General features: G+C 75.7%; 21 protein-coding genes. 6 read left to right on the top strand and 15 right to left on the bottom strand.

From position 1 onward, the window contains the following. Positions 1–66: 66 nt before the first annotated feature. A complete protein-coding gene (locus tag ABT263_RS00510; protein WP_352286176.1) occupies positions 67–432 on the bottom strand; it encodes an HGxxPAAW family protein in 366 nt (121 codons plus the stop codon). Between the two features lie 129 nt (positions 433–561). Here ABT263_RS00510 and ABT263_RS00505 point away from each other — a divergent pair, with 129 nt between their 5' ends. Next, complete coding sequence (locus ABT263_RS00505; RefSeq protein ID WP_352286174.1) at positions 562–1,041, top strand: MarR family transcriptional regulator; 480 nt, start codon at positions 562–564, stop codon at positions 1,039–1,041. 24 nt (positions 1,042–1,065) lie between these two features. Here the strand turns inward: ABT263_RS00505 and ABT263_RS00500 are convergent, their stop codons facing one another. The 3 genes from ABT263_RS00500 to proC form a co-directional block, all read right to left on the bottom strand. Beyond that, positions 1,066–2,271, bottom strand: coding sequence for an MFS transporter (locus ABT263_RS00500; protein WP_352286172.1), 1,206 nt, complete (start codon positions 2,269–2,271; stop codon positions 1,066–1,068). Positions 2,272–2,371: 100 nt separating this feature from the next. Then, the gene (locus tag ABT263_RS00495) at positions 2,372–3,025 is read right to left on the bottom strand and encodes an HAD family hydrolase (RefSeq protein ID WP_329488317.1); all 654 of its coding nucleotides are present in this window, start codon (positions 3,023–3,025) and stop codon (positions 2,372–2,374) included. A gap of 22 nt (positions 3,026–3,047) precedes the next feature. Continuing rightward, on the bottom strand, positions 3,048–3,875 hold the full coding sequence (gene proC / locus ABT263_RS00490) for a pyrroline-5-carboxylate reductase (protein ID WP_329488318.1): 828 nt from the start codon (positions 3,873–3,875) through the stop codon (positions 3,048–3,050). Positions 3,876–4,062: 187 nt separating this feature from the next. Here proC and ABT263_RS00485 point away from each other — a divergent pair, with 187 nt between their 5' ends. Both ABT263_RS00485 and ABT263_RS00480 read left to right on the top strand, forming a co-directional pair. Continuing rightward, positions 4,063–4,512, top strand: a complete 450-nt coding sequence (locus ABT263_RS00485; RefSeq protein WP_352286170.1) for a hypothetical protein — start codon at positions 4,063–4,065, stop codon at positions 4,510–4,512. A 114-nt stretch (positions 4,513–4,626) separates the two neighbouring features. Next, positions 4,627–5,976, top strand: coding sequence for an SCO2583/SCO2584 N-terminal domain-containing protein (locus ABT263_RS00480; RefSeq protein WP_352286168.1), 1,350 nt, complete (start codon positions 4,627–4,629; stop codon positions 5,974–5,976). Between the two features lie 4 nt (positions 5,977–5,980). Here ABT263_RS00480 and ABT263_RS00475 read toward each other — a convergent pair whose 3' ends face one another. The 9 genes from ABT263_RS00475 to ABT263_RS00435 form a co-directional block, all read right to left on the bottom strand. Beyond that, the gene (locus tag ABT263_RS00475; RefSeq protein WP_329488322.1) at positions 5,981–6,514 is read right to left on the bottom strand and encodes a hypothetical protein; all 534 of its coding nucleotides are present in this window, start codon (positions 6,512–6,514) and stop codon (positions 5,981–5,983) included. 106 nt (positions 6,515–6,620) lie between these two features. After that, on the bottom strand, positions 6,621–8,465 hold the full coding sequence (gene ilvD / locus ABT263_RS00470) for a dihydroxy-acid dehydratase (protein WP_352286166.1): 1,845 nt from the start codon (positions 8,463–8,465) through the stop codon (positions 6,621–6,623). A gap of 118 nt (positions 8,466–8,583) precedes the next feature. Further along, positions 8,584–9,363, bottom strand: a complete 780-nt coding sequence (locus ABT263_RS00465) for a class I SAM-dependent methyltransferase (protein ID WP_352286164.1) — start codon at positions 9,361–9,363, stop codon at positions 8,584–8,586. A gap of 28 nt (positions 9,364–9,391) precedes the next feature. Beyond that, the gene (locus tag ABT263_RS00460) at positions 9,392–10,195 is read right to left on the bottom strand and encodes a sugar phosphate isomerase/epimerase family protein (RefSeq protein ID WP_352286385.1); all 804 of its coding nucleotides are present in this window, start codon (positions 10,193–10,195) and stop codon (positions 9,392–9,394) included. A gap of 651 nt (positions 10,196–10,846) precedes the next feature. Beyond that, positions 10,847–11,809: a Ppx/GppA family phosphatase gene (locus ABT263_RS00455; protein ID WP_329488325.1), complete on the bottom strand. Its 963-nt coding sequence runs from the start codon at positions 11,807–11,809 to the stop codon at positions 10,847–10,849. Between the two features lie 108 nt (positions 11,810–11,917). After that, positions 11,918–12,778 (bottom strand): glycerophosphodiester phosphodiesterase, encoded by an 861-nt coding sequence (locus ABT263_RS00450; RefSeq protein WP_352286162.1) that lies wholly within the window; start codon positions 12,776–12,778, stop codon positions 11,918–11,920. Between the two features lie 211 nt (positions 12,779–12,989). Next, entirely contained in the window at positions 12,990–14,294 is a 1,305-nt protein-coding gene (locus ABT263_RS00445; RefSeq protein WP_352286161.1) for an SUKH-4 family immunity protein, read from the bottom strand. A 124-nt stretch (positions 14,295–14,418) separates the two neighbouring features. Next, positions 14,419–17,304, bottom strand: coding sequence for a toxin glutamine deamidase domain-containing protein (locus tag ABT263_RS00440; protein ID WP_352286160.1), 2,886 nt, complete (start codon positions 17,302–17,304; stop codon positions 14,419–14,421). Between the two features lie 181 nt (positions 17,305–17,485). Further along, complete coding sequence (locus tag ABT263_RS00435; RefSeq protein ID WP_329488330.1) at positions 17,486–17,902, bottom strand: hypothetical protein; 417 nt, start codon at positions 17,900–17,902, stop codon at positions 17,486–17,488. A 257-nt stretch (positions 17,903–18,159) separates the two neighbouring features. Between ABT263_RS00435 and ABT263_RS00430 the strand changes: the two genes are divergently transcribed. Further along, the gene (locus ABT263_RS00430; protein ID WP_352286384.1) at positions 18,160–18,996 is read left to right on the top strand and encodes a DUF3109 family protein; all 837 of its coding nucleotides are present in this window, start codon (positions 18,160–18,162) and stop codon (positions 18,994–18,996) included. Between the two features lie 63 nt (positions 18,997–19,059). Here the strand turns inward: ABT263_RS00430 and ABT263_RS00425 are convergent, their stop codons facing one another. Continuing rightward, complete coding sequence (locus ABT263_RS00425) at positions 19,060–20,229, bottom strand: NADH-quinone oxidoreductase subunit D (protein ID WP_352286158.1); 1,170 nt, start codon at positions 20,227–20,229, stop codon at positions 19,060–19,062. Then, the gene (locus tag ABT263_RS00420) at positions 20,226–21,245 is read right to left on the bottom strand and encodes an SAM-dependent methyltransferase (protein WP_352286156.1); all 1,020 of its coding nucleotides are present in this window, start codon (positions 21,243–21,245) and stop codon (positions 20,226–20,228) included. Before ABT263_RS00420 ends, ABT263_RS00425 begins: the two co-directional genes overlap by 4 nt. Positions 21,246–21,373: 128 nt before the next feature. Between ABT263_RS00420 and ABT263_RS00415 the strand changes: the two genes are divergently transcribed. Both ABT263_RS00415 and ABT263_RS00410 read left to right on the top strand, forming a co-directional pair. Next, positions 21,374–22,600, top strand: coding sequence for a sensor histidine kinase (locus tag ABT263_RS00415; protein WP_352286154.1), 1,227 nt, complete (start codon positions 21,374–21,376; stop codon positions 22,598–22,600). Between the two features lie 31 nt (positions 22,601–22,631). Then, positions 22,632–23,321 carry a response regulator gene (locus ABT263_RS00410; protein ID WP_329488334.1) on the top strand — a complete coding sequence of 230 codons (690 nt, stop codon included), beginning with the start codon at positions 22,632–22,634 and terminating at the stop codon, positions 23,319–23,321. Positions 23,322–23,487 lie beyond the last annotated feature (166 nt).

The following is a 23,487-nucleotide window of genomic DNA, read 5'->3' as shown; positions in this document are numbered from 1 at the left end:
CGCGCGCCGCGACCGCCGCCAGGTCACACCCCCGGGGGTCGGTGAACGGCCCGCCCGGGTGCGGGCCTACCTCCGGGAGAGCCGGGCGGCCGGGCCCGGCGCGGGCGCCGGCGCGGGCGCGGCGGCGACGCCGGTGCGGCCCGCCAGCCGGCAGCCGAGGCAGTCGGTGTGGCCGGCCCGGGCGGCGGTGTCCCGGGTGCGCCAGTGCCGGCGGCCGGCCGGGCGGGGTCCGGTGGCCTTGCCCCAGCCCGCGAGGTGCAGCAGCCAGGCGGCGGGCGCCCCGACGGCGGCGACGGCGAGGCCGGTCCAGAACGCGGCGGCCGAGCCCGCCGCGAAGGCCACCCCGGCGACCGCGCTGCCGGCGATCGCGATCGCGACGCCCGTCCAGCCGGCGACGGTGTGGCCCATGTCGTGCTCGTCGTGTGCGCCCATGTCTCCCTCTTTGGTGTGATGGGGTTCCGCTGTGATGGGCTTCGCGGACGCTCGGCGCGCCCGGGGAGCGGGCCGCGACCGACGTTTTATCTCGCGAGCTAAGTAACTTAGATACTAAGGAGATGCTCCGTGGAGGGCAAGCCGCGCCCGCGGGCGACGACCGAGCAGGCGCAGTACGCGATGGACCGGATGATCGCGCTCGCCCAGTTCGGACAGCAGGACGTCGCCGCCCGGCTCGGGCTGAACGTCACCGACCTCACCTGCCTCGGCTTCGTCATCGAGGCGGCCATGGCCGGGGAGCCGCTCGCCGCCGGCGACCTCGCCGAGCGGGCGCAGCTCACCACCGGTGCGGTGACGGGCGTGCTCAACCGGCTGGAGAAGTCCGGGTACGCCCGCCGCGAGGCCGACCCGGCCGACCGCCGCCGGGTACGGGTGGTGATGGAGGACTCCGCGCAGGCCCGCATCCTCCAGGTCTACGGCCCGATGTACGAGCGGTTCGGCCGCCTGTTCGCCGACTACACCCCGGACGAGATCGCCGTGCTCGCGGACTGGTTCACCCGCGCCAAGGCCCTGATGCGGGAGTCGCTGGACGAGATCCGCGAAGGCTGAGCGCCACGCGGCGCGGCGCCGCCGTCAGGCCCGCGCCGGGACGAGCGCCGGGGCGGGGGCGAAGCGGTCGGCCAGCGGGAGGACGGCGAGCACCAGGAGCATCGGGGCGAGCAGCGCCCAGCGGTACGAGCTGGCATCGGCGATCGCGCCCACCAGCGGCGAACCGATCAGGAAGCCCACGTAGTTGAAGAGGTTGAGCCGGGCCACGGCGGCGTCCGAGTCGTCCGGGAGGAGCCGCCCGCCGGCCGCGAAGACCTGCGGGATGATCGCGCAGATCCCGAAGCCGAGCACGGTGAACCCGGTGATGCCGGCGGCCGCACCGGGCGCGGCGGCGGCGATCGCGAAGCCCAGCGCGGCCAGCGCGGCGCCGCCGCGGACCACCGGGACGGCGCCCCAGCGCTGCACCGCGCGGTCGCCCAGCGCACGGCCGAGCAGCATCGCCACCATGTAGCCGAGGTAGGACAGCTTCGCCACGTCCTCGGCGCTGCCCAGGCCGTCGGTGAGGTACTTGACGCTGTAGTTGGAGACCGAGGCGTCGGCGATGTACGCGAAGGCCATCGCCAGGCAGAGCGGCAGCAGCGGCCGCCACGGGACGCTCCGGGCCGCGGCCTCGGCGGCCTCCCGGACGGCGTCACCGAGCTCGGCGGGCCCGGCGAACCGCGTCCCGGCCAGCACCGCGAGCGGAGCGATCACCAGGGCGGCCGTCCCGAACAGCACGGGCAGGCCGAGGTGGTAGTGCGAACCGAGGCCGGTGACGACCGTGCCGAGGATGCCGCCGAGGCTGAACGCGGCGTGGAAGCCGAGCATGATCGAGCGCCCGTAGCGGCGCTGCAGGCCGACCCCGAGCATGTTCATACTGGCGTCCAGCGCGCCGACCAGCAGGCCGAACGCGCCGAGCGCGAGCGCGAGTTGCCAGAGCGTGCGGCCGAACCCGGCGCAGGCCAGGCTGAGGCAGACGGCAGGCTGGACGACCCGCAGCACCGCCCGCGCGCCGGCCCGCCGCACCAGCTGCTCGGAGACGATCGACCCGACGCCGGCCAGGATCGGCACGGCGGCCAGGAAGACCGGCAGCAGCGCGTCGCTCAGCCCGTACCGGTCCTGGATCTCGGGGATGCAGGTGACCAGCAGCGCGAAGGTGACGCCCTGGAGCAGGAAGCTCGCGGTGAGCGCGGCCCGGCCCGCCCGCAGCCGTGGCGGTGCCGCGGCACCGGGCGCCGTCCCGATCTTCACGCACACCTCGCTACTGGCCGGTACAACGATGTTGGCGAGAGCGTAGGGGGTGGCGCGGCTTTTGGGGAGGGGGTGCGCACGCCGGTACGGGCCAGGCCGCTCAGCCGAGCAGCGCGGCGGCCTCGGCGAGGTCCCCGATCAGACCGGTGGCGCCCGCCGCCGTCAGCCGCGCCGGGTCGGTCAGCGCCGTGTAGCCGTAGACGTCCATCCCGGCCGCCCGGGCGGCCAGCACGCCGTTGACGCTGTCCTCCAGCACCAGGCAGCGGGCCGGGTCGACGCCGAGGGCGCGGGCGGCGTGCAGGAAGAGGTCGGGGGCCGGCTTGCCGACGCCGACGTCCTGCGCGCTGAAGATCCGCTCCTCGGCGAAGTACCCGCGCAGACCGGTGACGTCGAGGGCGGTGCGGATCCACGCGTGGTGCGCCGAGGAGGCCAGGCAGAACGGCACGGAGCGCTGCCCGAGCTCCTTCAGCAGCGTCTCCGCGCCCCGCACGGCGGTGAGTTCGGCGTCGAAGGCGGCGAACACCCGGCCGTGGAACAGCTCGTCGAAGCCCTCCGGCAGCTTCGCGCCGTCGTGCCGCTCGGCGATCACGTCGTGGATCCGGTGGGCCGCGGTGCCCATGAAGTCCCGGTACGAGTCCTCGATCGTGGTCGGGTAGCCGAGTTCGGTGAGGTACTCGGCGAGCAACCGGTTGGAGAGCGGCTCGCTGTCCACCAGCACGCCGTCGTTGTCGAAGATCACCAGGTCGTAGGCCATGCGGCCGAGCCTACTGGGCGGCCTACCGGCCGCCGGAGGCCAGCTCCCGGGAGCGGTCCCGGGCCGCCTCCAGGGCGCCCAGCAGCGCGGCCCGCACCCCGTGGTTCTCCAGCTCGCGGATGGCCGCGATGGTGGTGCCGGCCGGCGAGGTGACCGCCTCGCGCAGCTTCACCGGGTGCTCGCCGGAGTCCCGCAGCATCACCGAGGCGCCGATCGCGGACTGCACGATCAGGTCGTGCGCCACGTGCCGGGGCAGGCCGAGCAGGATGCCGGCGTCCGTCATCGCCTCGACCAGGAAGTAGAAGTACGCCGGGCCCGAACCGGAGAGCGCGGTCGCCGCGTCCTGCTGGGACTCCGGCAGCCGCAGCGCCTTGCCGACCGAGCGGAAGATCTCCTCGGCCCGCTCCAGGTGCGCCTCGGTCGCGTGCGAGCCGCCGGAGATCACGCTCATGCCCTCGTCCACCAGGACGGGCGTGTTGGGCATCACCCGGACCACCGGGGTGCCGGGCGCCAGCCGCTCCTCGAACCAGGCGGTGGGGATGCCGGCCGCGGCCGAGATGACCAGCCGGTCCGCGCCGACGTGCGGCGCCAGTTCGTCCAGCAGGGTGCCCATGTCCTGCGGCTTCACCGCGAGGATCAGGGTGTCGGCGAGCTTGGCGGCCTCGTGGTTGGCCACCACGCCGACGCCGTACTTCGCGGCCAGCTCGGCGGCCCGCTCCGGCCGGCGGGCGGTCACCAGGACGTCCGCCGGGTCCTTGCCGGCCCGCAGCAGACCGGAGAGCAGGGCCTCCCCGATCTTGCCCGTCCCGAGGAAGGCGATCTTCTGCCCGTGCGCCGCGCCGCTGCCCATGCCCGCTCCTTGCATCCGTTCCTGCCGCCATCCTCGCACCGGTCCCCCGCCCGCGGCGGGACCGTCCACCCTGCGGAAGGGCACGGCGGCGTCCGCCCCGGGGCCGGGCCCGGGGGCGTCCGCCCTAGGGAGAAACTCGGGGTTCTCCCCTATGGCTTCGGGCCGTGCGCGGGCGCACCGTGGAGGCATGGCACACGGAGAGATGTCCCGACGTGAGAACCGGCAAGCCGCCGTCGCCGCCGCGACGCTGGGGCCGTGGCGGACGGCCGCGGGAGTCGGTGCGGTGGTGGGGGCGACCGCCCTGGGGATCGACGCGATCACCGGCGACTGGTCGCTGAGCATGCTGGCCGGACCGGCCGGCTGGGCCCTGTTCTTCTTCTTCCTGGTCGGCACGGTGGGCGGCCAGCTGCGCAAGGACACCGCCGACCGGCGGCTGCGCCGGTGGGCGGACGCGCATCCGTGGAAGTCGGCGCTGCCGGCCGCGGGCGGGCTGCTGGTGCTGAACATGCTGGCGCAGACGATCCTCGGGGACGCGGGCCTGTTCGGCGCGTTCTTCCTCTCGCTGCTGCCGGCCGGTCTCCTGCTGGCCGTCGCGGGCGTGGTCGGCTCGGTGAAGCAGGCCCGCGGCAAGGGCTGAGTACCGGCCCGCGAGCCGGACAAAACGGGGTGATTCCCGCACGCCGCACCCGAGTTCACCACACGGTGTGCCCCCGATCGATTCCCTGTCACACCCCGTCGGCATACTGGCGCGATGCCGATAGCCGAAGATCCAGAACCGCGCCCGTCCGAGGGCCGCGCCCCGGACGGGGCGGACCCGTCCGGAGCGGGCGGGAAGGACCCGTTCGCCGACCTCGTCCTGGACGAGGAGTTCGTCCGCGGGGCCGCCGTCAAGGAGCCCGCGGGCCGCACCCGGATGCTCTCCGCCCGGTGGCAGCACACCCCGCCGGTCGACCCGGGCGGCCGGCGCTCGGTGAACGACGGCCCGAGGAAGGCCGGGCGCTTCGGGCGCGCCCCGAAGCCGGTCGACCCCTGGGGCAACGCCCGTCCGCGGCCGCGGTGGCAGGCACCGCTGTACGTGCTGCTGACGGTGGTCGTGCTGCTGGGCGCGCTCAACGTCGACGGCGTGCGCTCCTGGTTCTCGACGACCTTCGGCGCCGGCCCGGACCGGTCCGGCACGTCCGCCGCGCCGGTCGCCCCGGAGACCGCGCGGCCGACCGGCGCGCCCTCAGCGGTCGACGAGGAGCAGCCCACCGTCGACCGCCCGTGGGCCGGCTCCCCCGCCAAGGACTGGCCGACCACGATGGACGCCTTCGACCTGCCGCAGGCCCCCGGCGCCATCGGGGTGTTCGGCGCCGAGCAGGTGGCCGCCCAGGTCAGGCTGGTGAAGGACTACCTGGCGGCGGCCAACCTGGATCCGAAGGTGATCGCGGGCGGCCGGCCGGACGCCGCGCTGGCGATGCTGGAGCGGGAGAGCCGGGACAAGCTGGAGATCGCGCTGGCCCGCCCCAGCAAGGAGGACGACCCCACCTCGGCGTTCGACCGCTTCGATCCGCGCGAGGCGGTCCAGGTGGCCGACGGGGTCAGGCTGCAGGGCCGGATCAGCGTCGAGGGCGACGGTGAGAAGGGGGTCGTGGTGCACACCGACTTCACCTACGTCTACGCGCTGCGTCCCGGCCCGGAGGCGGCCCAGCGCGCCACGGCCCAGCGGCCGACGCCGGGCGCCCCGGCGCAGTCCCCGCGGTCGGCGCCGCCCGCGCCGCCCGCGCCCGGGGACGGCGCGGTCAAGCCGGTCGGCCTGCTGCTCCCGGTGGCCGACGTCCCCGGGGACACCCGGACCGCCCGCACCATCGTGCGCAAGACGGAGGACTTCCGGTTCTACGACCCGGGCAGGTACCAGAACAACCCGAAGAAGATCAACTTCGGCAAGCGCCGGTCCGAGGTCGGCAACACCGCCTGCGAGGTCTACGACGGCTTCCTCCACCCGCGGTTCCCCCAGTTCGCCCAGCCGGGCCCGGAGCGGACCGGACCGGCCACCGACCCGTACGACCGCTCCAAGGAGCTGACCGCGCGGGGCGAGTGCGGCACGATCACCCGCAGCTGAGCGCTCAGCGCTTGCGCCCGCCCCGGCCCGGCGCCGCCTTCTTCGCGCCGGGCCGGCCGCCGCGGCCCGCCTGCCGCCGCCCGTACTGGGCGGTGGCGCGCTCGTACCGGGCGCGCTTGACGGCCTCGCCGGGGGCCTCGACCAGGCCGCGCAGGAAGTAGGCGAACAGCGCGCCGACCCCGCCGATGACCCAGACCACGCCGAGCGACTTGTCCTCGGCCATCCAGCCGGTCAGCTGGTCCCTGCCCTCGCTGAGCAGCTTCCAGTTGCGCAGCCCGGCCAGGCAGGAGCAGATCGCCACGGCGGCGACCAGCAGGCCGTTGACGAACCCGCCGTTGTCGGACAGCTGGACGCCCTCGACGGCGAAGCGCAGGACGAACGCCCCGGCCACCGCCGCGAGCAGGGCGCCGAGCGGCACCACGACCCGGCGCAGCCGGTAGTCGGTGCCACGGCCGACCCAGCTGGTGCCGAACCAGCGGATCGGTTCCGGCTCGGGGGCGCCGGCGGGCCTGGGGGTGGGGGTGGGGTCCTCGTTCACACGGCCGATTATCACCCGGCGCCCCGCCCGTGAGACAGCATCCGGCGGCCGACGCGGGAGGAGCCGCCCCGCCCGGGGCGGAACGGCTCCTCGTGGCGCGGGGGTGTCAGCCGAGCTTGGAGACGTCGCGGACGGCGCCCTTGTCGGCGGAGGTGGCCATCGCGGCGTAGGCCCGCAGCGCCTGGCTGACCTGGCGCTCGCGGTTCTTCGGACGGTAGCCGCCCCCGGCCTCCAGCTTCAGCCGGCGCTCGTGCAGCACCTCGGCGGGGACCTCCAGCGAGATCGTCCGGCCGGGGATGTCGATGGCGACGATGTCGCCGTCCTCGACCAGCGCGATGGTGCCGCCGGAGGCGGCCTCCGGGGAGGCGTGGCCGATCGACAGGCCCGAGGTGCCGCCGGAGAAGCGGCCGTCGGTGACCAGGGCGCAGGCCTTGCCGAGGCCCCGGCCCTTGAGGAACGAGGTCGGGTAGAGCATCTCCTGCATGCCGGGGCCGCCCTTGGGGCCCTCGTAGCGGATGACGACGACGTCGCCCTCCTTGATCCGCTTGGTGAGGATCGCGTCGACGGCGTCCTCCTGGGACTCGACGACGACCGCGGGGCCGCTGAAGGTCCAGATCGACTCGTCGACACCGGCGGTCTTCACGATGCAGCCGTCCTCGGCGAGGTTGCCGTACAGCACGGCCAGGCCGCCCTCGACCGAGTAGGCGTGCTCGACGCTGCGGATGCAGCCGTTGGCGGCGTCGGTGTCCAGCGACTCCCAGCGCTCGGACTGGGAGAAGGCCTCGGCGGAGCGGACGCAGCCGGGGGCGGCGTGCCAGAGCTCGACGGCCTCGGCGGACGGCGAGCCGCCGCGGACGTCCCAGGTCTTCAGCCACTCGGCGAGCGAGTCGGAGTGGACGGTGGTCACGTCCTCGTGGAGCATGCCGCCGCGGTAGAGCTCGCCGAGGATGGCGGGGATGCCGCCGGCCCGGTGGACGTCCTCCATGTAGTACGAGCCGTTGGGCGCGACCTTGGAGAGGCAGGGCACCCGGCGGGAGACCGCGTCGATGGCCCGCAGGTCGAAGTCCAGCTCGGCCTCCTGGGCGGCGGCGAGCAGGTGCAGGATGGTGTTGGTCGAGCCGCCCATCGCGATGTCCAGCGCCATGGCGTTCTCGAACGCGGACCGGGTGGCGATCGAGCGGGGCAGGACGCTGTAGTCGTCCTGATGGTAGTGCCGGTTGGTGATCTCGACGACGGTCCGCCCGGCCTTCTCGTACAGCGCCCGGCGGGCGGTGTGGGTGGCGAGCACCGAGCCGTTGCCGGGCAGCGAGAGGCCGATCGCCTCGGTCAGGCAGTTCATCGAGTTGGCGGTGAACATGCCCGAGCAGGACCCGCAGGTCGGGCAGGCGTTCTCCTCGATGATCGCGATGTCCTCGTCGGAGACGTTCTCGTTGACCGCCTGGGAGATCGCGTCGACCAGGTCCAGCCTGCGCACGGTGCCGTCGACCAGGGTGGCCTTGCCGGCCTCCATCGGGCCGCCGGAGACGAAGACGGTCGGGATGTTGAGGCGCAGGGCGGCCATCAGCATGCCCGGGGTGATCTTGTCGCAGTTGGAGATGCAGATCAGGGCGTCCGCGCAGTGCGCGTTGACCATGTACTCCACCGAGTCGGCGATCAGGTCCCGCGAGGGCAGCGAGTAGAGCATGCCGCCGTGGCCCATCGCGATGCCGTCGTCCACCGCGATGGTGTTGAACTCGCGCGGGATGCCGCCCGCCTGCTTGATCGCCTCGGAGACGATCCGGCCGACCGGCTGGAGGTGGGTGTGCCCGGGGACGAACTCGGTGAAGGAGTTGGCGACCGCGATGATCGGCTTGCCGAAGTCCTCGCGGGCTACGCCGGCGGCCCGGAGAAGCGCCCGGGCGCCTGCCATGTTGCGACCGTGGGTGACCGTACGGGACTTCAGCTCGGGCACTGTGCTCCACTCCTTCGGAGGCTGCTGGCGGCCCCGCTGGTGAGGAGGGTGCGCGGCCGCTGTGTCTTTCGAGACTACGCCCGCCGTCCGGCGGGCGGACACCGCGTCCGCGATGCGGTCAGGCCGTGGCGTCCGGGGTCCGGGCCACGGTGAGGTCCAGGACGTACGGCTCGACCACCCAGCCGTCCGGGAACTCCGCCAGCAGCGCCTCGCGCTCGACGGCCAGCAGCGGCGCCCGCTCCTCGGGGGCGAGGGAGGCCAGGTAGGAGCGCGAGACCAGGTCGGTGATCACGTGGTCGACGGTGACCCGGCGCTCCCAGCGCAGCGTGGCGGTGCCGATCCGCAGGTCGTGGGGGGCGAGGTGCGAGACGATCTCGTTGACCGCGCCGTAGCCGTGGTACGTCCCGGCGAGCGCCTTGGCGAGCCGCTCGCCCATCGCCGCCACCCAGGCGACGCCGCTGTCCTTCACGTTCCACCAGGTCGCGAGCGCGCCGCCGGGGCGCAGCACCCGGATCGCCTCGGGGACGGACCGCTCGGGGTGCGTCCAGTGGAAGGCCTGGGCGTAGGTGACGAAGTCGGCCGAGCCGTCGTGGAAGGGCAGGTCGTCGCCGTCGCCCCGGACCAGCGGCAGGCCCGGCGAGGAGGTGAGGAACTGGGCGCCCATGCCGGGGGTGGGCTCGACGGCGATCACGTCCGCGCCGCGGCCGGCCAGCAGCCGGGTGGCGATGCCGGTGCCGGCGCCGACGTCCAGCACCCGGGCGCCCTTCAGGGTGCGGCCGGCCAGGCGCTCCAGCGCGTCGAAGAGCTCGTCGGGGTACGAGGGACGGGCCCGGTCGTACTCGGCGGCCACCCCGCCGAACGAGCCGGCGAGCCGGCGGTAGTCCGTGCTGTCCGTCATATGTCCCCCTCGGTACGGCAGTTCGCGGTCAGCGTACCCGGGCGGGGGTGGCCAGGTGCAGCCGGGTGAAGGCGAGCGCCTCGGCGAGGTCGGCCTCGCGTTCGGCGGGGGACGCGGAGCGCCGGGTGTTGACCTCCAGCACCACGTGGCCGTCGAAGCCGGTCCGGGCGAGGTGCTCCAGCAGTTCGGCGCAGGGCTGCTTGCCCCGGCCGGGGATCAGGTGCTCGTCCTTCCCGGAGCCGCTGCCGTCGGCCAGGTGGATGTGCGCGAGCCGGTCGCCCATCCGGTCGACCATGGCGAGCGCGTCGATCCGGGAGGTCGCGGCGTGCGAGAGGTCGATGGTGAAGTGCCGGTACTCCTCCTCGGTGACGTCCCAGCCGGGTGCGTAGGCCAGCATCTCGCGGTCGCGGTAGCGCCAGGGGTACATGTTCTCGACGGCGAAGCGGACGTCGGTCTCGCCCGCCATCCGGTTGATGCCCTCGACGAAGTCCCGGGCGTACTGGCGCTGCCAGCGGAACGGCGGGTGGACGACGACGGCGCTCGCGCCGAGCTTCTCGGCCGCCGCGCGGGCCCGGACGAGCTTGGTCCACGGGTCGCTGGTCCAGACCCGCTGGGTGATCAGCAGGCAGGGCGCGTGCACGGCCAGGATCGGCATCCGGTGGGCGTCGGAGAGCCGGCGCAGCGCCTCGATGTCCTGGCTGACCGGGTCGTTCCAGACCATCACCTCGACGCCGTCGTAGCCGAGCCGCTCGGCCAGCTCGAAGGCGATGGCGGTGTTGGCCGGGTAGACCGAGGCGGTGGAGAGGGCGACCTTGGTGTCGGGGATGCGCAGGCCGGGGTGCGGGGGCAGGACCAGGCGGTCGGTGGTGCGCAGCAGCGGGGCCGGGTGGGCCGCGGCCTGCCGGGCGGCCTTGACGGACTTCACCGACTGGACGGCGGCCTTGGCGGCGCCGGCCGCCCGGGCGGTCCGGGTCCCGCGGGGCGCCGCGCCGGTCCCGCCGGTCGCGGTCCCCGCCGCGGGCGGCTGCCCGGGGGCCTTCTTCGCCGCCTTCTTCGCCGCCTTCTTCACCGCTCCGCCGGTGGCCTTCCGGGCCGCCCGGGCGGACTTCGCTGCGGCCGCCGCCCCAGAAGTAGCAGAATCCTCAGGCGCCACGGAAGCCCCGGAAGCCCCGGAAGCCCCGGCCGTCCTGGCCTCCCCGGCCGGCCCGGCGCTCTTCGCACTCCGTGCGCTCTTCGCGCCCTTCACGGCCTTGCCCAGCTTGCGGGCCCGTCCGGCACCGCCGGTCCCGGCCGGCTCGCCGCCGGCGGCCGCGGGCGGCGGGTCCGTGCGGCGCGGGGTGTCCGGCCGCGGCTGCCCGTCCCCGGGAGCGCGGCCCTCCCGCGTCCCGTCCTCGTCCGCTGGTTGCGCCACGGGAGACAGCGTAAGCGGACCGCGCCCGGAACGGGGAGCGGCCCTCCCGGCGCGGGCCGGCCGGACCGCCCCTCAGGTGGCGAGCGCGGGCCGGCGTCGGTCGACCGCGCCGTCCATGGTGTCCAGGCGGCGCAGGATGATGCCCTCGCGCAGCGCCCACGGGCAGATGTCGAGCTCGTCCAGGCCGAAGAGGTCCATCGCGGCGTCGGCGACCAGGGCGCCGGCCAGCAGTTGCTTGGCGCGGCCCTCGGAGACACCGGGGATCTGCGCCCGCTCGGCGACGGTCATCGCGGAGAGCCGGGGCAGCCAGGCGGAGAGGTTGCTGCGGGTCAGCCGGCGGTCGGCGTACGGGCCGGCGTCGGCGGGGGCCGCGCCGGTCATCCGGGCGAGCTGCTTGAAGGTCTTGGAGGTGGCGACCGCGTGGTCGGGGGAGCCCAGCCGGGCGATCTCGCCGACCACGGTGGCCATCTCGGCCCGGATGTGGCGTCTGAGCTCGCGCAGGCCCTCCGGGTCGGCGACGTCCCCGGGCAGCCAGCGGCCGGTGAGCCGGCCGGCGCCCAGCGGCAGCGAACAGGCCACGTCGGGCTGCTCGTCCAGCCCGCAGGCGATCTCCAGCGAGCCACCGCCGATGTCCAGGTTGAGCAGCCGGCCGGAGGACCAGCCGAACCAGCGGCGGACGGCGAGGAAGGTGAGCCGCGCCTCGTCCTGCCCGGAGAGCACCCGCAGTTCGACCCCGGTCTCCTCGGCGACCCGGCGCAGCACCTCCTCGCCGTTGGCGGCCTCCCGGACGGCGGAGGTGGCGAACGGCAGGATGTCGAGCACGCCCTTGTCCTCGGCGACCCGCAGCGAGGAGGCGACCATGCCGACCAGCTTCGCCACCCCGGGCTCACTTATCGCGCCCCGGTCGTCGAGGAGTTCGGCGAGCCGCAGCTCCGCCTTGTGGGAGTAGGCGGGGACGGGGGCGGCACCGGGGTGCGCGTCCACCACGAGGAAGTGGACCGTGTTGGAACCTACGTCGAGAACACCGAGTCGCATAGCCCTTCACGCTACGCGATCCCGCCTCCGGACAGACCTGGCGCGTCGGTATTCGTGCTGGTCCGGCGGTCCGGGCCCGGTGACTTGGTCCGGACCAGCGGCGCCGGCTCAGGGCCCGTGGGTGCCCCGCGGCGCGGCCGGGTGGAGCGTGCGGCAGCCGGCGTCGGCCCAGCGGCGGGCCCGGCCGGGGGCGTTGGTGATCAGGCCGTCGGCGTCCCGGTCGGTCATCAGCTGCCAGGACGCCTCGTCGTCCAGCGTCCAGACGTAGACCTCGCGGCCGGCCGCGCGCTCGGCGGCGATCCGGTCGGCGGTGGCCAGCGCCCCCTCCAGGGCGATGCCGTGCAGCGGCAGGTCACCGGGATCGTCGGCGAGCGAGGCGCCCTGGATGAGGACGACCGGCAGGGCGGGGGCGGCGGCGTGTGCCTGGCGCAGGTGCTCGGCGGAGAACGAGTACAGGTAGACCCGGGCGCCGCTGGCGGCGGCGATCCGGGCGATCCGGGCGACGTCCTCGGCCCGCTGCCACTTGATCTCCATCAGCAGCGTCACGGGGCTGCCGGCGAGCCGGTTCAGCAGGTGCTCCAGCGTCGGCACGGCCTCGGCCGGGCCGGGGCCGACGGTCACCCGCAGCCCGGCGACCTGAGCGGCGGTCAGGTCCGCGACGGCGCCGTGGCCGTCGGTGGTGCGGTCCACGGTGGGGTCGTGCATCAGGACCGGCACGCCGTCCCGGGTGGTCTGGACGTCGGTCTCCAGCCAGTCGGCGCCCTGGTCGAGGGCCGTCTCGAAGGAGCCCATGGTGTTCTCGGGGGCGTCGAGCGGGGCGCCCCGGTGGCCGATCACCGTCGGGGCGTCGCAGCTCCGCTCGGCCGCGACCGGGTGGGCGCGGAGCTCGGGGGCGGGGGCGCAGCCGCCGGCCAGCACCGCGAGGGCGGCGAGGACGGCCGCGTGGGCGGTGCGGGGCGAGGCGGTCACGGCTCGGGCTCCAGCTCTGGTTCGGACGCCGGGCGGACGCGGGTGTCCGGCGGGGTGCCGGGCGTCCGGGACATCGTCGACGCGTCGGCGGGGGATCAGCGAACCGGTCCGACAACCTGACCGTGCCGGCGGTCGCCTCCAGCGTGCGCCCGCCGCCCGCTCCGGCCCGGCGGCGGCGCACCGCGGGTCACCCGGACGCGCCGCCGCGGCGTCACAGCAGACCGTCCCACAGCTGCTCGACGATGACGGCCCACCAGTTCTCCGGGTCGTCGAAGACCGTCGGGTCGATCGCCGCCAGAGCGCGCTGCAGCTCGGCGACGGCGGTGCCGGCGGCCCGCGGGTCCAGCCCGGGCAGACCGGGCAGCCACCCGGCGAACAGGGCCAGGCTGCGGACGAAGGCCGCCGGCCCGGCGTTGCAGTGCCGGGCGGTGGCGTAGTCGGGGTCGACGGCCCGGACGGCGCCGCAGGCGGTGTCCAGGGCGATCAGCGCCCAGCCGTCCGTCCCGAGCAGCAGTTGCGGGGCCAGTGCGAGGCGCTCCCGCTCGGCCACCCGGGTGCCGCGGCCGGTCTGCGCCAGGTGGGCGGCGAGCGGCGGCAGCACCGCACCGGGCCGGGTGCCGTCGGCGATGGCGTCCGGCCGCGGGTGGTGCAGCGCGAAGAAGCCCTCGACCGCGACGGGCACGCCGACCGTCAGCAGTACCCGGGCGGTGGCCTCCGGCAGGTCGGCCCGGGCGACGTCGGCCGGGTCGAAGCGCCGGACGCCGCCGGCGCCGAAGCGTTCCACCAGCAGCGCCGCGAGCCCGTCGTCCGCTCCGGCGGCCGGGGCCGGGCCGCCGCGCGGGAAGGGCACCCGGTTGCGGACCGGTCCGCCGGGCTCGGCCGGGAGCGCGCGGACGGCCGCCGCCCGGTGGTCGAAGCGCGGTCCGTAGGACAGCTCGGCCTCCACCCGGGCGCCCGGCAGCTCGGCGGCCAGCGCGTACGCCCAGTAGCCGCCGGGCAGGGCGCTCAGCCGCAGGTCGGTGCGGACGGCCAGCACGTCCTCCGGGCGGACGCCCCGCTCGCGCAGCCACCACCAGCCGCGCAGCGCCGGGTGCGGCAGCCCGGGCGCCGAGCGCAGCGCCAGCGAGCGGACCTCGCCGAGGTCGTCACGGTAGGTCAGCTCGGCCCGGGTGCCCCGGCCGGTGGCCGGCGGCAGGGCCGGGTCGTGGGCGCCGGCGCCCACGAAGTCCCGGTAGAGCGCGGTCACCTCGTCCACCGGTACGGACGGCCAGACGGTGAACCGCCCGGTGATCCGGTCCACCACCGCACAGGCCGCCCCCACCTCCTCGGGTGCGCGCCGCTCCCCCGTCAGCGGGTCGACCCCCACCGGCGAGGGCTCCGCCCAGACCACCCAGCCGAGGTCGAACTCGTGCGAGTGCACCCGCCGGCTCCCGGTCGAGCCGTCGGCGGAGGCCCTCGGCAGCTCGCCGTTGATCCAGCGGTGGGCGGCCTCGACCGCCTGCGCGCGGGTGGTCACAGGGTGGTGCTCCTTGCATGGACGCGGGCCGGGAGGGGCGCGCGGGCGGAGAGGGGCGGACGGAGGGTCACCGGGCACCGCCGGCCGGCGGTCGCCGCCGGCTCGGGACGGCTCAGGACGGCGGTCACCGGGCGCCGCTCGTCGCCGGCTCCGGACGGCGCGCGGCGAGGTCGAGCGGGCACCCGTCCGGGTCGAGGGCGATCGCCCAGAGGCCGTGGGCGGCGTCGTGCAGCGGCTCGGCCCCCCGGCGGCCGACCTGGTGGTCGAGGTAGGTCACGGTGTCCCGGTGGTTGACGGCGTTCCAGGCGTGCGGACGACCGAAGCCGTCCAGGGTGAGCAGCACGGCCTGGGCGCCGTGGCCGGCCCGCCGCAGTTCGCCGGTGAGACGGCCGAAGGCCGGGCCGCCGTCGCCGAGGTCGCGGAAGGGCGCGCCGAGTTCGCGTTCGGCACGGTCCCGGCCGCCGCGCTCCCCCGCGTCGCCCTCGGTGGGGATCCGGGGCGCGGCGCAGGTCGGGCGGCCGGTGAAGGTGTCGACGGCGGACAGCGCGATCTCCAGGCTGTTGTTCGCCCGGCCCGGGGCGTGCGGACCGTCGGCGTTGACCACCTCCGTCCAGCCGCCGGCCGCCGGGTCGGGGTGGCGGACGGGCAGACCGGCCGCGTCCCGGGGCGCCCGGCGCTCGACCTCGCGCTGGTGCTCCGGGTCGACCGGGGCCAGGCCGCCGGGCAGTCCGTAGGGGCGGCTGTCGGCGATGGTCCGCAGGCGCGCCTGGAACTCCTCCTCAGCGCCGCCGCCGCGCAGGGCGCGCCGGGCCAGCTGGAGCGCCAGGGCGTGCGCGGTGGCGACCGGCACGGCGGCCCAGGCCAGGCTGTCCCCGCCCTCGGCCGGGGCGCCGCCGGGGCGCCGGCGGTGGTCCTCCGGGTGTTCCTCGGGGCGGCCGGGGCCGGCGACCGGCGGGGCCGACGGCGGCAGGACGGTCACCGGGCCGGGCGCGGTGACCGGGTGCGGGGTGCCGGTGGCCCCCCGCGGGGCGCCCGCGCCCACCCCGGCGCCCGGCCGGCCCTCGGCGGGCGCCTGCTGTCCGGAGGCGGGGGCGCCGGGCGTCCCGGACGCGCCCGGGGCCCCGGCCGCCGGGGTGCCCGGGCCGGGGACGACGACCGGGCCGACCGCGCCGACGGGCCCGGCCGGGACGGCGCCGGGGGCGCCCCCGGCGGCGGGCGGGCCGGCGCCGACCCCGCTGCCGAACGGCGCCGGACCGTGCCCGGCCGCCACCGGGCCCGGGTAGGAACCGCCGGACGGGCCGGCCAGCGGACCGGGGCCGGTCGGCCCGACGGCCACCGGAACGGTGAACTGGGCGCCGTAGGAGGTGCCGTGCGGGCCGCCCTGGACGGGTCCGCCGCCGGACGGCACGTCCGGCGCGCCGAGGTGCGAGGGCGCGGCGGGGGCCTGCGGTGCGGGCGGCGCGAGCACCGAGTCGGTCCGTACGGTCACGGGCGCGCCGCCGCCACCCCCCGGGTGGGCGGGCGGCAGGTGGTAGTCGTCGTCGGCCCGGCCGCCGTAGCCGACCGCGCCGCCACCGCCACCACCGTCGCCGCCACCACTGGCGAACTGTGCCGGGGCGGCCGGACGGCCCGGGCCGTCCGGCGTCCGGTCGCCGCCGGCCGCACCGGTCCGCAGCGGCCCCGTACCGCCCCCGTCCGGGGTCCGGTCCGGGTGCTCCCCCGGACCGCCCGGGCCGGGGCGGCCGGCGCCGTCCATCACGACCACGCCGTCCGGCCCGGCCCCGGGCGTGCCGGCCCCGGGGACGCCGGGCGCCCCGGGTGCGCCCGGCAGCACCGCGCCCGGCCCGTCGGCGAGCGGCCCGCCCGGTTTGCCGTCCAGTCCGTGGCCGTTCCCGCGGCCCGCCGCGGGGTCGGTCAGCGGTATGCCGCGGACCTCCTTGCCGTCCTTGTCGGTCAGCACCGGCAGGCCGTCCCTGCCCAGCACCGGCCGCCCCTGCCCGTCCACCTTCACGGCGAGGTCCTCGACCCCCACCACCGGCTTGCCGTCCGGGCCCTGGACGACGAGCAGCCCGCTCGGGTCCGTCACCGTCGTGCCGTCGGCCCGGACGATGACCGGGTCTCCGTGCTCGTCGAGCACCGGCCGGCCGGCCTCGTCGAGCTTGACCGCCAGCCCCGGCACGCCGACCACGGGCCGGCCGTCCTGACCGAGCACCACCGCCAGGCCCGCGCCGTCCGCGCCCAGCACGCCCGGCTCGCCGAGCACGGCGGGCAGCCCGGCGGCGACCGGGTCGAAGGCCCCGCCGGTGAACGACGCCGGACGCACCCCCGGGACGCCGCCCGGCGCGAGGCGCAGCAGCGCGACCACGGCGGGCTCCTTGAGCGTGCCGTCCAGCCCGTCCTTCATCGCCCGGCCGAGCTCGTCCAGCAGGCCGCCGATCTTCAGCCCGGCGGACTCGACGGCGGCCGCCGCCACCGCTTCGGCGACGTGTTCGGTGGCGGCGTCGCGCACCCCGGCCGCCACCGCGCCGAGGCCCTGCCGCAGCCCGCCGAAGACCCCGCCGGGCGCCGCTCCGTCGCCGCGGGCGGCGGTGGCGACCTCGGCCGCGGCCGCCTTGGCCCGGGCCGCCTGCTCCTCGGCCTTCTTCAGCTCGGCGGCCAGCTCGGTGAGGGTGGCGACGAGGTCGGCCTTGCAGCTGTCCACGGCCCGGGCGGCCTTGTCGAAGGCGCCGGCCACCAGGACCGTGGCGCTGTGCGCGTCGTCCAGGTGGCCGGTGCCGCGGCCGCTGAACGCCCGCCAGTACTCGCCGAAGGCGTCCACTGCGCGGCCGGAGTTCTCCCCGGTGACGCGCTTGGCGGAGTCCCCGCCGCGCTTGCCGAGACGCTCGGCCTCGACGCCGAAGTCGCGCCAGAGGCCGGCCGCCCTGCGCAGCCCGTCCTCGTCGGCCTGCGGCCACTGGTGGCCGGTCCTGGCCAGCAGCGGTGCCAGCTCCTCGGGCAGCTTGCGGGACATGCGCTTCCCCCTTCGACGTACGGACTTCGACGTACGGACCGCGGCGTGCGGACTTCGGTGTGCGGGCCACGACGTGCGGGCCACGGCGTGGCGGAGCACGGCGGCGACGGAACACGGGGTGCCGACCGCCGCGCACGGACCGCGTCACCCGCGGTCCGCGTCCGGCGGACGGCCCCGGCCGTCAGGCCGACCTGTCCTTGGGGACGGTCGTACGGGCCCCCGGGGTTGCCGCGGGCGTCACCGGCCCGCCCTGCCCCGCCGCGCCGCCGAAGCCGGCGGCCGCCGCGGTCTCCGCGTCGACGGTCCGCTCGGCCATGGTGTGCAGCCCCGAGCCGACCTGCCCCAGCTGCCCGGCCAGCCCGCGCAGACCGCCGAGCAGACCGCCGCGCGCGTCCTTGTAGGCGGCGGCGAATCCGCTGCCCGGCCGGTCCTGCCCCCACGGGCTGCCGAGCGCCGCGAGCGACTGCTCCAAGGTGCTGGCGGCCTTCCCGAAGTCCTCCGAGATCTTTTCGAACTCGCGCCCCTCACCGTGCAGTTCCCACGGTTTGAGGGCGAAGGTGCCGCCTCCGGCATCGCCGTTGCCACTGCCGCTCGCCATCCCCGTACCTCCCCGTAGCGGACCGGCCGCCATCCTAGAGGGGCGGCCGGTCCGGGCCGCAGCGCGCCGGAGACCTCTTCACCCCGCCTTCACCTCGCCCGACGGCGGCTCCGACCGCCGCCGCTCGGCGAAACCACCGCAAATCCCCCGCCCGCAGGCGGTTCGCACCGCCGTGAAGGCTCTACCCTTGCCGGGTGGCAGCAGCAGAGACCTCCAAGAAGAAGACCAAGGCCGGCGCGACCCCGGTCGACCTCGCGATGCCGACCCTGCGCGTCGAGGTCCCGCTCGACGCCCCGCGCCCCGAGGTCCCGCTCGACTTCCCCCGGGCCTGGGTCGAGTTCGCCGACCCGGCCGACGAGGAGCAGGTCTTCCGCTGCGACCTCACCTGGCTGACCTCCCGCTGGACGTGCATCTTCGGCCGGGGCTGCCAGGGCATCCGCGAGGGCCGCGGCGAGTCGGACGGCTGCTGCACGCTCGGCGCGCACTACTCGGACGAGGACGACGAGCGGCGCGTGGCCGGCCACGCGGCCCGGCTGACGCCCGAGATCTGGGAGAACCACCCGCACGGCACCGACGCCAAGGGCCGGATCCGGCTCGACGGCGGCATCACCATGTTCGACGAGGACGGCGACCGGCAGACCCGCCGGGTCAACGGCGCCTGCCTCTTCCTCAACAGCCCCGGCTTCGCCGGCGGCGCCGGCTGCGCGCTGCACACCCTCGCCCTCCAGGAGGGCAAGGAGCCGCTGGAGACCAAGCCGGACGTCTGCTGGCAGCTCCCGGTGCGGCGCACCTACGACTGGATCGACCGCCCGGACGACACCCGCTACCTCCAGGTCACCATCGGCGAGTACGACCGCCGGGGCTGGGGCCCGGGCGGCCACGACCTGCACTGGTGGTGCACCGGCAGCCCGGACGCGCACACCGGCCCGGACCCGGTGTACATCAGCTACCGCCCCGAGCTCACCGAGCTGATGGGCAAGGCCGGGTACGAGGTGCTGGCCGGCCTCTGCGAGCAGCGGATCGCCACCAAGGGCGACCGCAAGGTGGCGCCGCACCCGGCCGACCCGGGCCGGAAGCCGGGCCGCAAGAAGTAGCCCGCCGGTACGCCCTCGCCGCCGCCCGGCGCCCGGCGCCCCACCGCCACGTGTCGATGCCGCCTACTTGTCGATGTCGCCGACGACGAAGAACATCGAGCCCAGGATGGCCACCATGTCGGCGACCAGGGTGCCGGGCAGCAGTTCGGTGAGCGCCTGGATGTTGTTGAAGGACGCCGAGCGCAGCTTCAGCCGCCACGGCGTCTTGTCGCCGCGCGAGACCAGGTAGTAGCCGTTGACGCCGAGCGGGTTCTCCGTCCAGGCGTAGGTGCTGCCCTCGGGGGCCTTGAGCACCTTGGGCAGCCGCAGGTTGACCGGGCCGGGCGCCAGCGTGGCGAGCTTGTCCAGGCAGGCGTCCGCGAGGTCCAGCGCGTTGACGGTCTGCTCCAGCAGGCACTCGAACCGGGCCAGGCAGTCGCCCTCCTCACGGGTGACCACCGTCAGCACCGCGCGCAGCTCGTCCGAGCCGTACGCCAGGTAGGGCTCGTCGCGGCGCAGGTCGAAGTCGAGTCCGCTGGCGCGCGCGATCGGGCCGCTGACCCCGTACGCCTCGGCGTGCGCCCGGCTGAGCACGCCGACGCCGGCGGTGCGGGCCCGGAAGATCTCGTTGCCGAGGACGAGCTCCTCGAAGACCGGCAGCTGCGAGCGGACGGTGGCGATCGCTGCCCGGACCCGGCCGAGCCAGCCGGCCGGCAGGTCCTCCTTGAGGCCGCCGACCCGGTTGAACATGTAGTGCATCCGGCCGCCGGAGGCCTCCTCCAGCACGTGCTGGAGGTCCTCACGGCCGGTGAAGGCGTGGAAGATCGGGGTGATCCCGCCCAGCTCCAGCGGGTAGGAGCCGAGGAACATCAGGTGGTTGAGGACGCGGTTCAGCTCGGCGAGCAGGGTGCGGATCCAGACCGCGCGCTCGGGCACCTCCATGCCGAGCATCCGCTCGACGCCGAGCACCACGCCCAGCTCGTTGGCGAACGCGGAGAGCCAGTCGTGCCGGTTGGCCAGCATGATGATCTGCCGGTAGTCACGGGCCTCGAAGAGCTTCTCCGCGCCGCGGTGCATGTAGCCGATCACCGGCTCCGCGGTGACGATCCGCTCGCCGTCCAGCACCAGCTTCAGCCGCAGCACACCGTGGGTCGCCGGGTGCTGCGGGCCGATGTTGAGCACCATGTCGGTGCTGCCCGCCGCGCCGGTGAAGTTCTCGGCTCCCGCCCCGATGCCGACCGTGGTCTCCCTCATGACCCGAGAGTCTGCCATCCCCCGAGGCCGGCGAGGGTCTCCGGTACCGGCATGCGGACGGCCTGGGCGAGCCAGCCGAACGCGCCCAGGCCCGCCGGGTCGGTCAGCTCGGCGGCCTCCCCGGCGCCGCCGAGCGCCCGCAGGTAGGCCGCCGGGTCGGTGGACGCCAGCGCCAGCGGCGGTCGGGCACCGCTCACGCCGAGCGCCCGCAGCGCCTCGCGCTGCGTCGTCCACAGGCTGTGGACGGCGGGCGCGGCCACCGCGTCCAGCGCCACGTGCGCGGTGAGGTCGCAGGAGCCGTCCGGCACCGGGCGCACCTCCCGGCCCGCCCGGAACCCGGTCAGGGTGGGGAGGGGCGGGCGGCTCGCGGCGGTGTGCCCGTAGTCCGCCGCGACCGCGAGACCGCGCTCCAGCCCGGCGACGGCCGAGGCCCAGACGGCGTCGCGCGGGGCGCCGAACTCCACGACGTCACCCGGCTCGGGGGCCGGCCACCAGCGCGCGGCCCAGGCGGCGTCGGCCGCGTCCGCCGCGGACCCGAGCCGCTCCTCGCCGGTCGCGGTGTCCACCTCGACGTAGCGCAGCACCCCGTCCTCGTCCACCTCGCCGAGGTCCAGCGGCACGTTGTCCAGCCACTCGTTGGCGAACAGCAGCCCGCTGACGCCGCGCGGCACCTCGTCCGTCCACAGGGCTGTGGACGGCAGTCCCGCCGGGCGGTCCGCCGCGATCTCCACCCCGTACGGCCGCAGCCGGGCCAGCACGCCGTCCGGCAGCTCGGCCAGCACACCGGTCAGCAGCTCGCCGCGGCCCGCCCCGACGTCCACGAAGGCCAGCTCCTCCGGACGGCCGAGGGCCGCGTCCACGTCCAGCAGCAGCCGGGCCACCGCGCGGGCGAACAGCGGGGAGGCGTGCACCGAGGTGCGGAAGTGCCCGGCCGGCCCCTCCGGCCTGCGGTAGAAGCCGCCGACGGGGGCGTAGAGGGCCTCTTCCATGGCGGGCCGCCACCGCATCCAAGTCATGCGGCGGGACGCTACCGGTGCCGGGGTTCCCCTCCCAACCGGAGTCCGGGCCTCTCCGACCTAGGGAGTAGGACGGATCGCCCTCCCGGCGGACCTGACCACGCTCCGCGACTGCCTACGCTTGAGACGTGCAACGACTCAACGCCTGGCTCCGCCGTCACCCCATGGTGGTCGACTCCGCCTGGGCGGCGATCGTGCTGTTCCTGGGGCTCCTGCCGGACGGCGGCGACAACAGCGCCTGGCGGGCCCCCGCCCAGTTCGTCATCGCCCTGCTCATCCCGCTGCTGATGGTCTTCCGGCGCCGCTACCCCGACGCCACCGTGGCCGCCGCCACCGCGCTGGGGATCGGTCAGATCACGCTGGGCATCCTGCCCGCCGGGTCCAGCATCGGGTACCTGGTCTTCGCCTACACCGGCGCCGCCTTCGGCTCCGCCTGGATCTCCCGGCTGGCCCTTGCCGCCGGGCTGGCGGCCGGACCGCTGACGTACTGGCAGCTCCACCTCAGCAAGACCGTGATCGACCCGAACGGCGACGCCCAGCAGCGCTCGTACAGCCTGGGCGAGTTCCTGCTGCTCACCGCGGCGATGAGCAGCCCGTTCATCCTCTGCTGGGCCTGGGGCCGGCTCACCCGGGTGCGCCGCGCCTACCTGGTCGAGCTGGAGGACCGCGCCGCCCGGCTGGAGCGCGAGCGCGACGCCCAGGCCAAGGTGGCGGTCGCCGCCGAGCGCGCCCGGATCGCCCGCGAACTGCACGACGTGGTCGCGCACAACGTCTCCGTCATGATCGTCCAGGCCGACGGCGCCGCCTACGTGCTGGACAACTCGCCCCAGCAGGCCAAGGAGGCGCTGGGCACGATCGCCTCCACCGGGCGCCAGGCGCTCGTCGAGATGCGCCGGCTGCTGGGCGTGCTGCGCACCGCGGACACCGCCGAGGAGTACGTGCCGCAGCCCGGCGTCGAGGAGCTGCCCGAGCTGCTGGACCAGGTCCGCACGGCCGGCCTCCAGGTGGACTTCGCCACCTCCGGCGACCCGCGCGAACTGCCGCGCGGCGTCGAGCTGACCGTCTACCGGATCGTCCAGGAAGCACTGACCAACGTCCGCAAGCACGGCGGCCCCGATGTGCACGCCCGGGTCGCGGTCGACTTCGGCGAGCGCGAGCTGGCCGTCCTGATCGAGGACGACGGCCGCGGCTCGACCGACGAGCAGCTCGCCGCCGGCGGGACGGACGGCCAGGGGCACGGCCTGATCGGCATGCGCGAGCGGGTCGGCATGGTCAGTGGCAGCCTCGACGTCGGGCCGCGCCCCGGCGGCGGCTTCCGGATCCGCGCCGTCCTGCCCCTCAAGGCAGCACACTGACCCCGTTGCCGCCCACGAACTAGGAGCCACCTTGACCATCCGCGTGATGCTCGTCGACGACCAGGAGCTGCTGCGCACCGGCTTCCGGATGATCCTGCAGTCCCAGGGCGACATCGAGATCGTCGCCGAGGCCGGCGACGGCGCGCAGGCCCTGGAGCGGCTGCGGCACACGCAGGTGGACGTGATCCTGATGGACGTCCGGATGCCCCGCCTGGACGGGGTGCAGACCACCCGCCGGATCTGCCTCGCCGAGGACGGCAGCCCGCTGCCGAACGCGCCGCACGTGCTCATCCTCACCACCTTCGACCTGGACGAGTACGCCTTCGCCGCGCTCAAGGCCGGGGCCAGCGGGTTCCTGCTCAAGGACGTGCCGCCGACCGAGCTGGTGGCCGCGATCCGGGCGGTGCACGGCGGCGACGCGGTGGTCGCGCCGACCACCACCCGCCGCATGATCGACCGCTTCGCCGAGGTGCTGCCCACCGCGGCGAGCACGCCGGGACCGGACACCCTGGGCCCGCTCACCGAGCGCGAGCGCGAGGTGTTCCTGCTGGTCGCCCAGGGCCTCTCGAACGGTGAGATCGCCGCCCGGCTGGTCCTGTCCGAGGCCACGGTGAAGACCCACGTCGGCCGGATCCTGGCCAAGCTCGGCCTGCGCGACCGGGTCCAGGCCGTCGTCCTCGCCTACGAGGCGGGCCTGATCCGGGCCGGCGCCGCGGATTAATCCGCCGTCCGCCCCGGCCGTAGAATGGGCCGGTGCGTCCGGTACCCGCAGAGGACCGGAACGGTAAGAGTGAGGACCAGGGCCGAGCTGTGAGCGAGCGAACCGGGCTCACCGTCGAGAGGTGCGCCATGGCGATTGCCCCCGCCGAGCGCCGGGGTGCCCCCCG

The organism is Kitasatospora sp. NPDC001603, assembly GCF_040298365.1.
Classification (GTDB): Bacteria; Actinomycetota; Actinomycetes; order Streptomycetales; family Streptomycetaceae; genus Kitasatospora.
The sequence above is the reverse complement of the archived record's forward strand: the minus strand, read 5'-3'. Positions and strand labels throughout refer to the sequence as shown.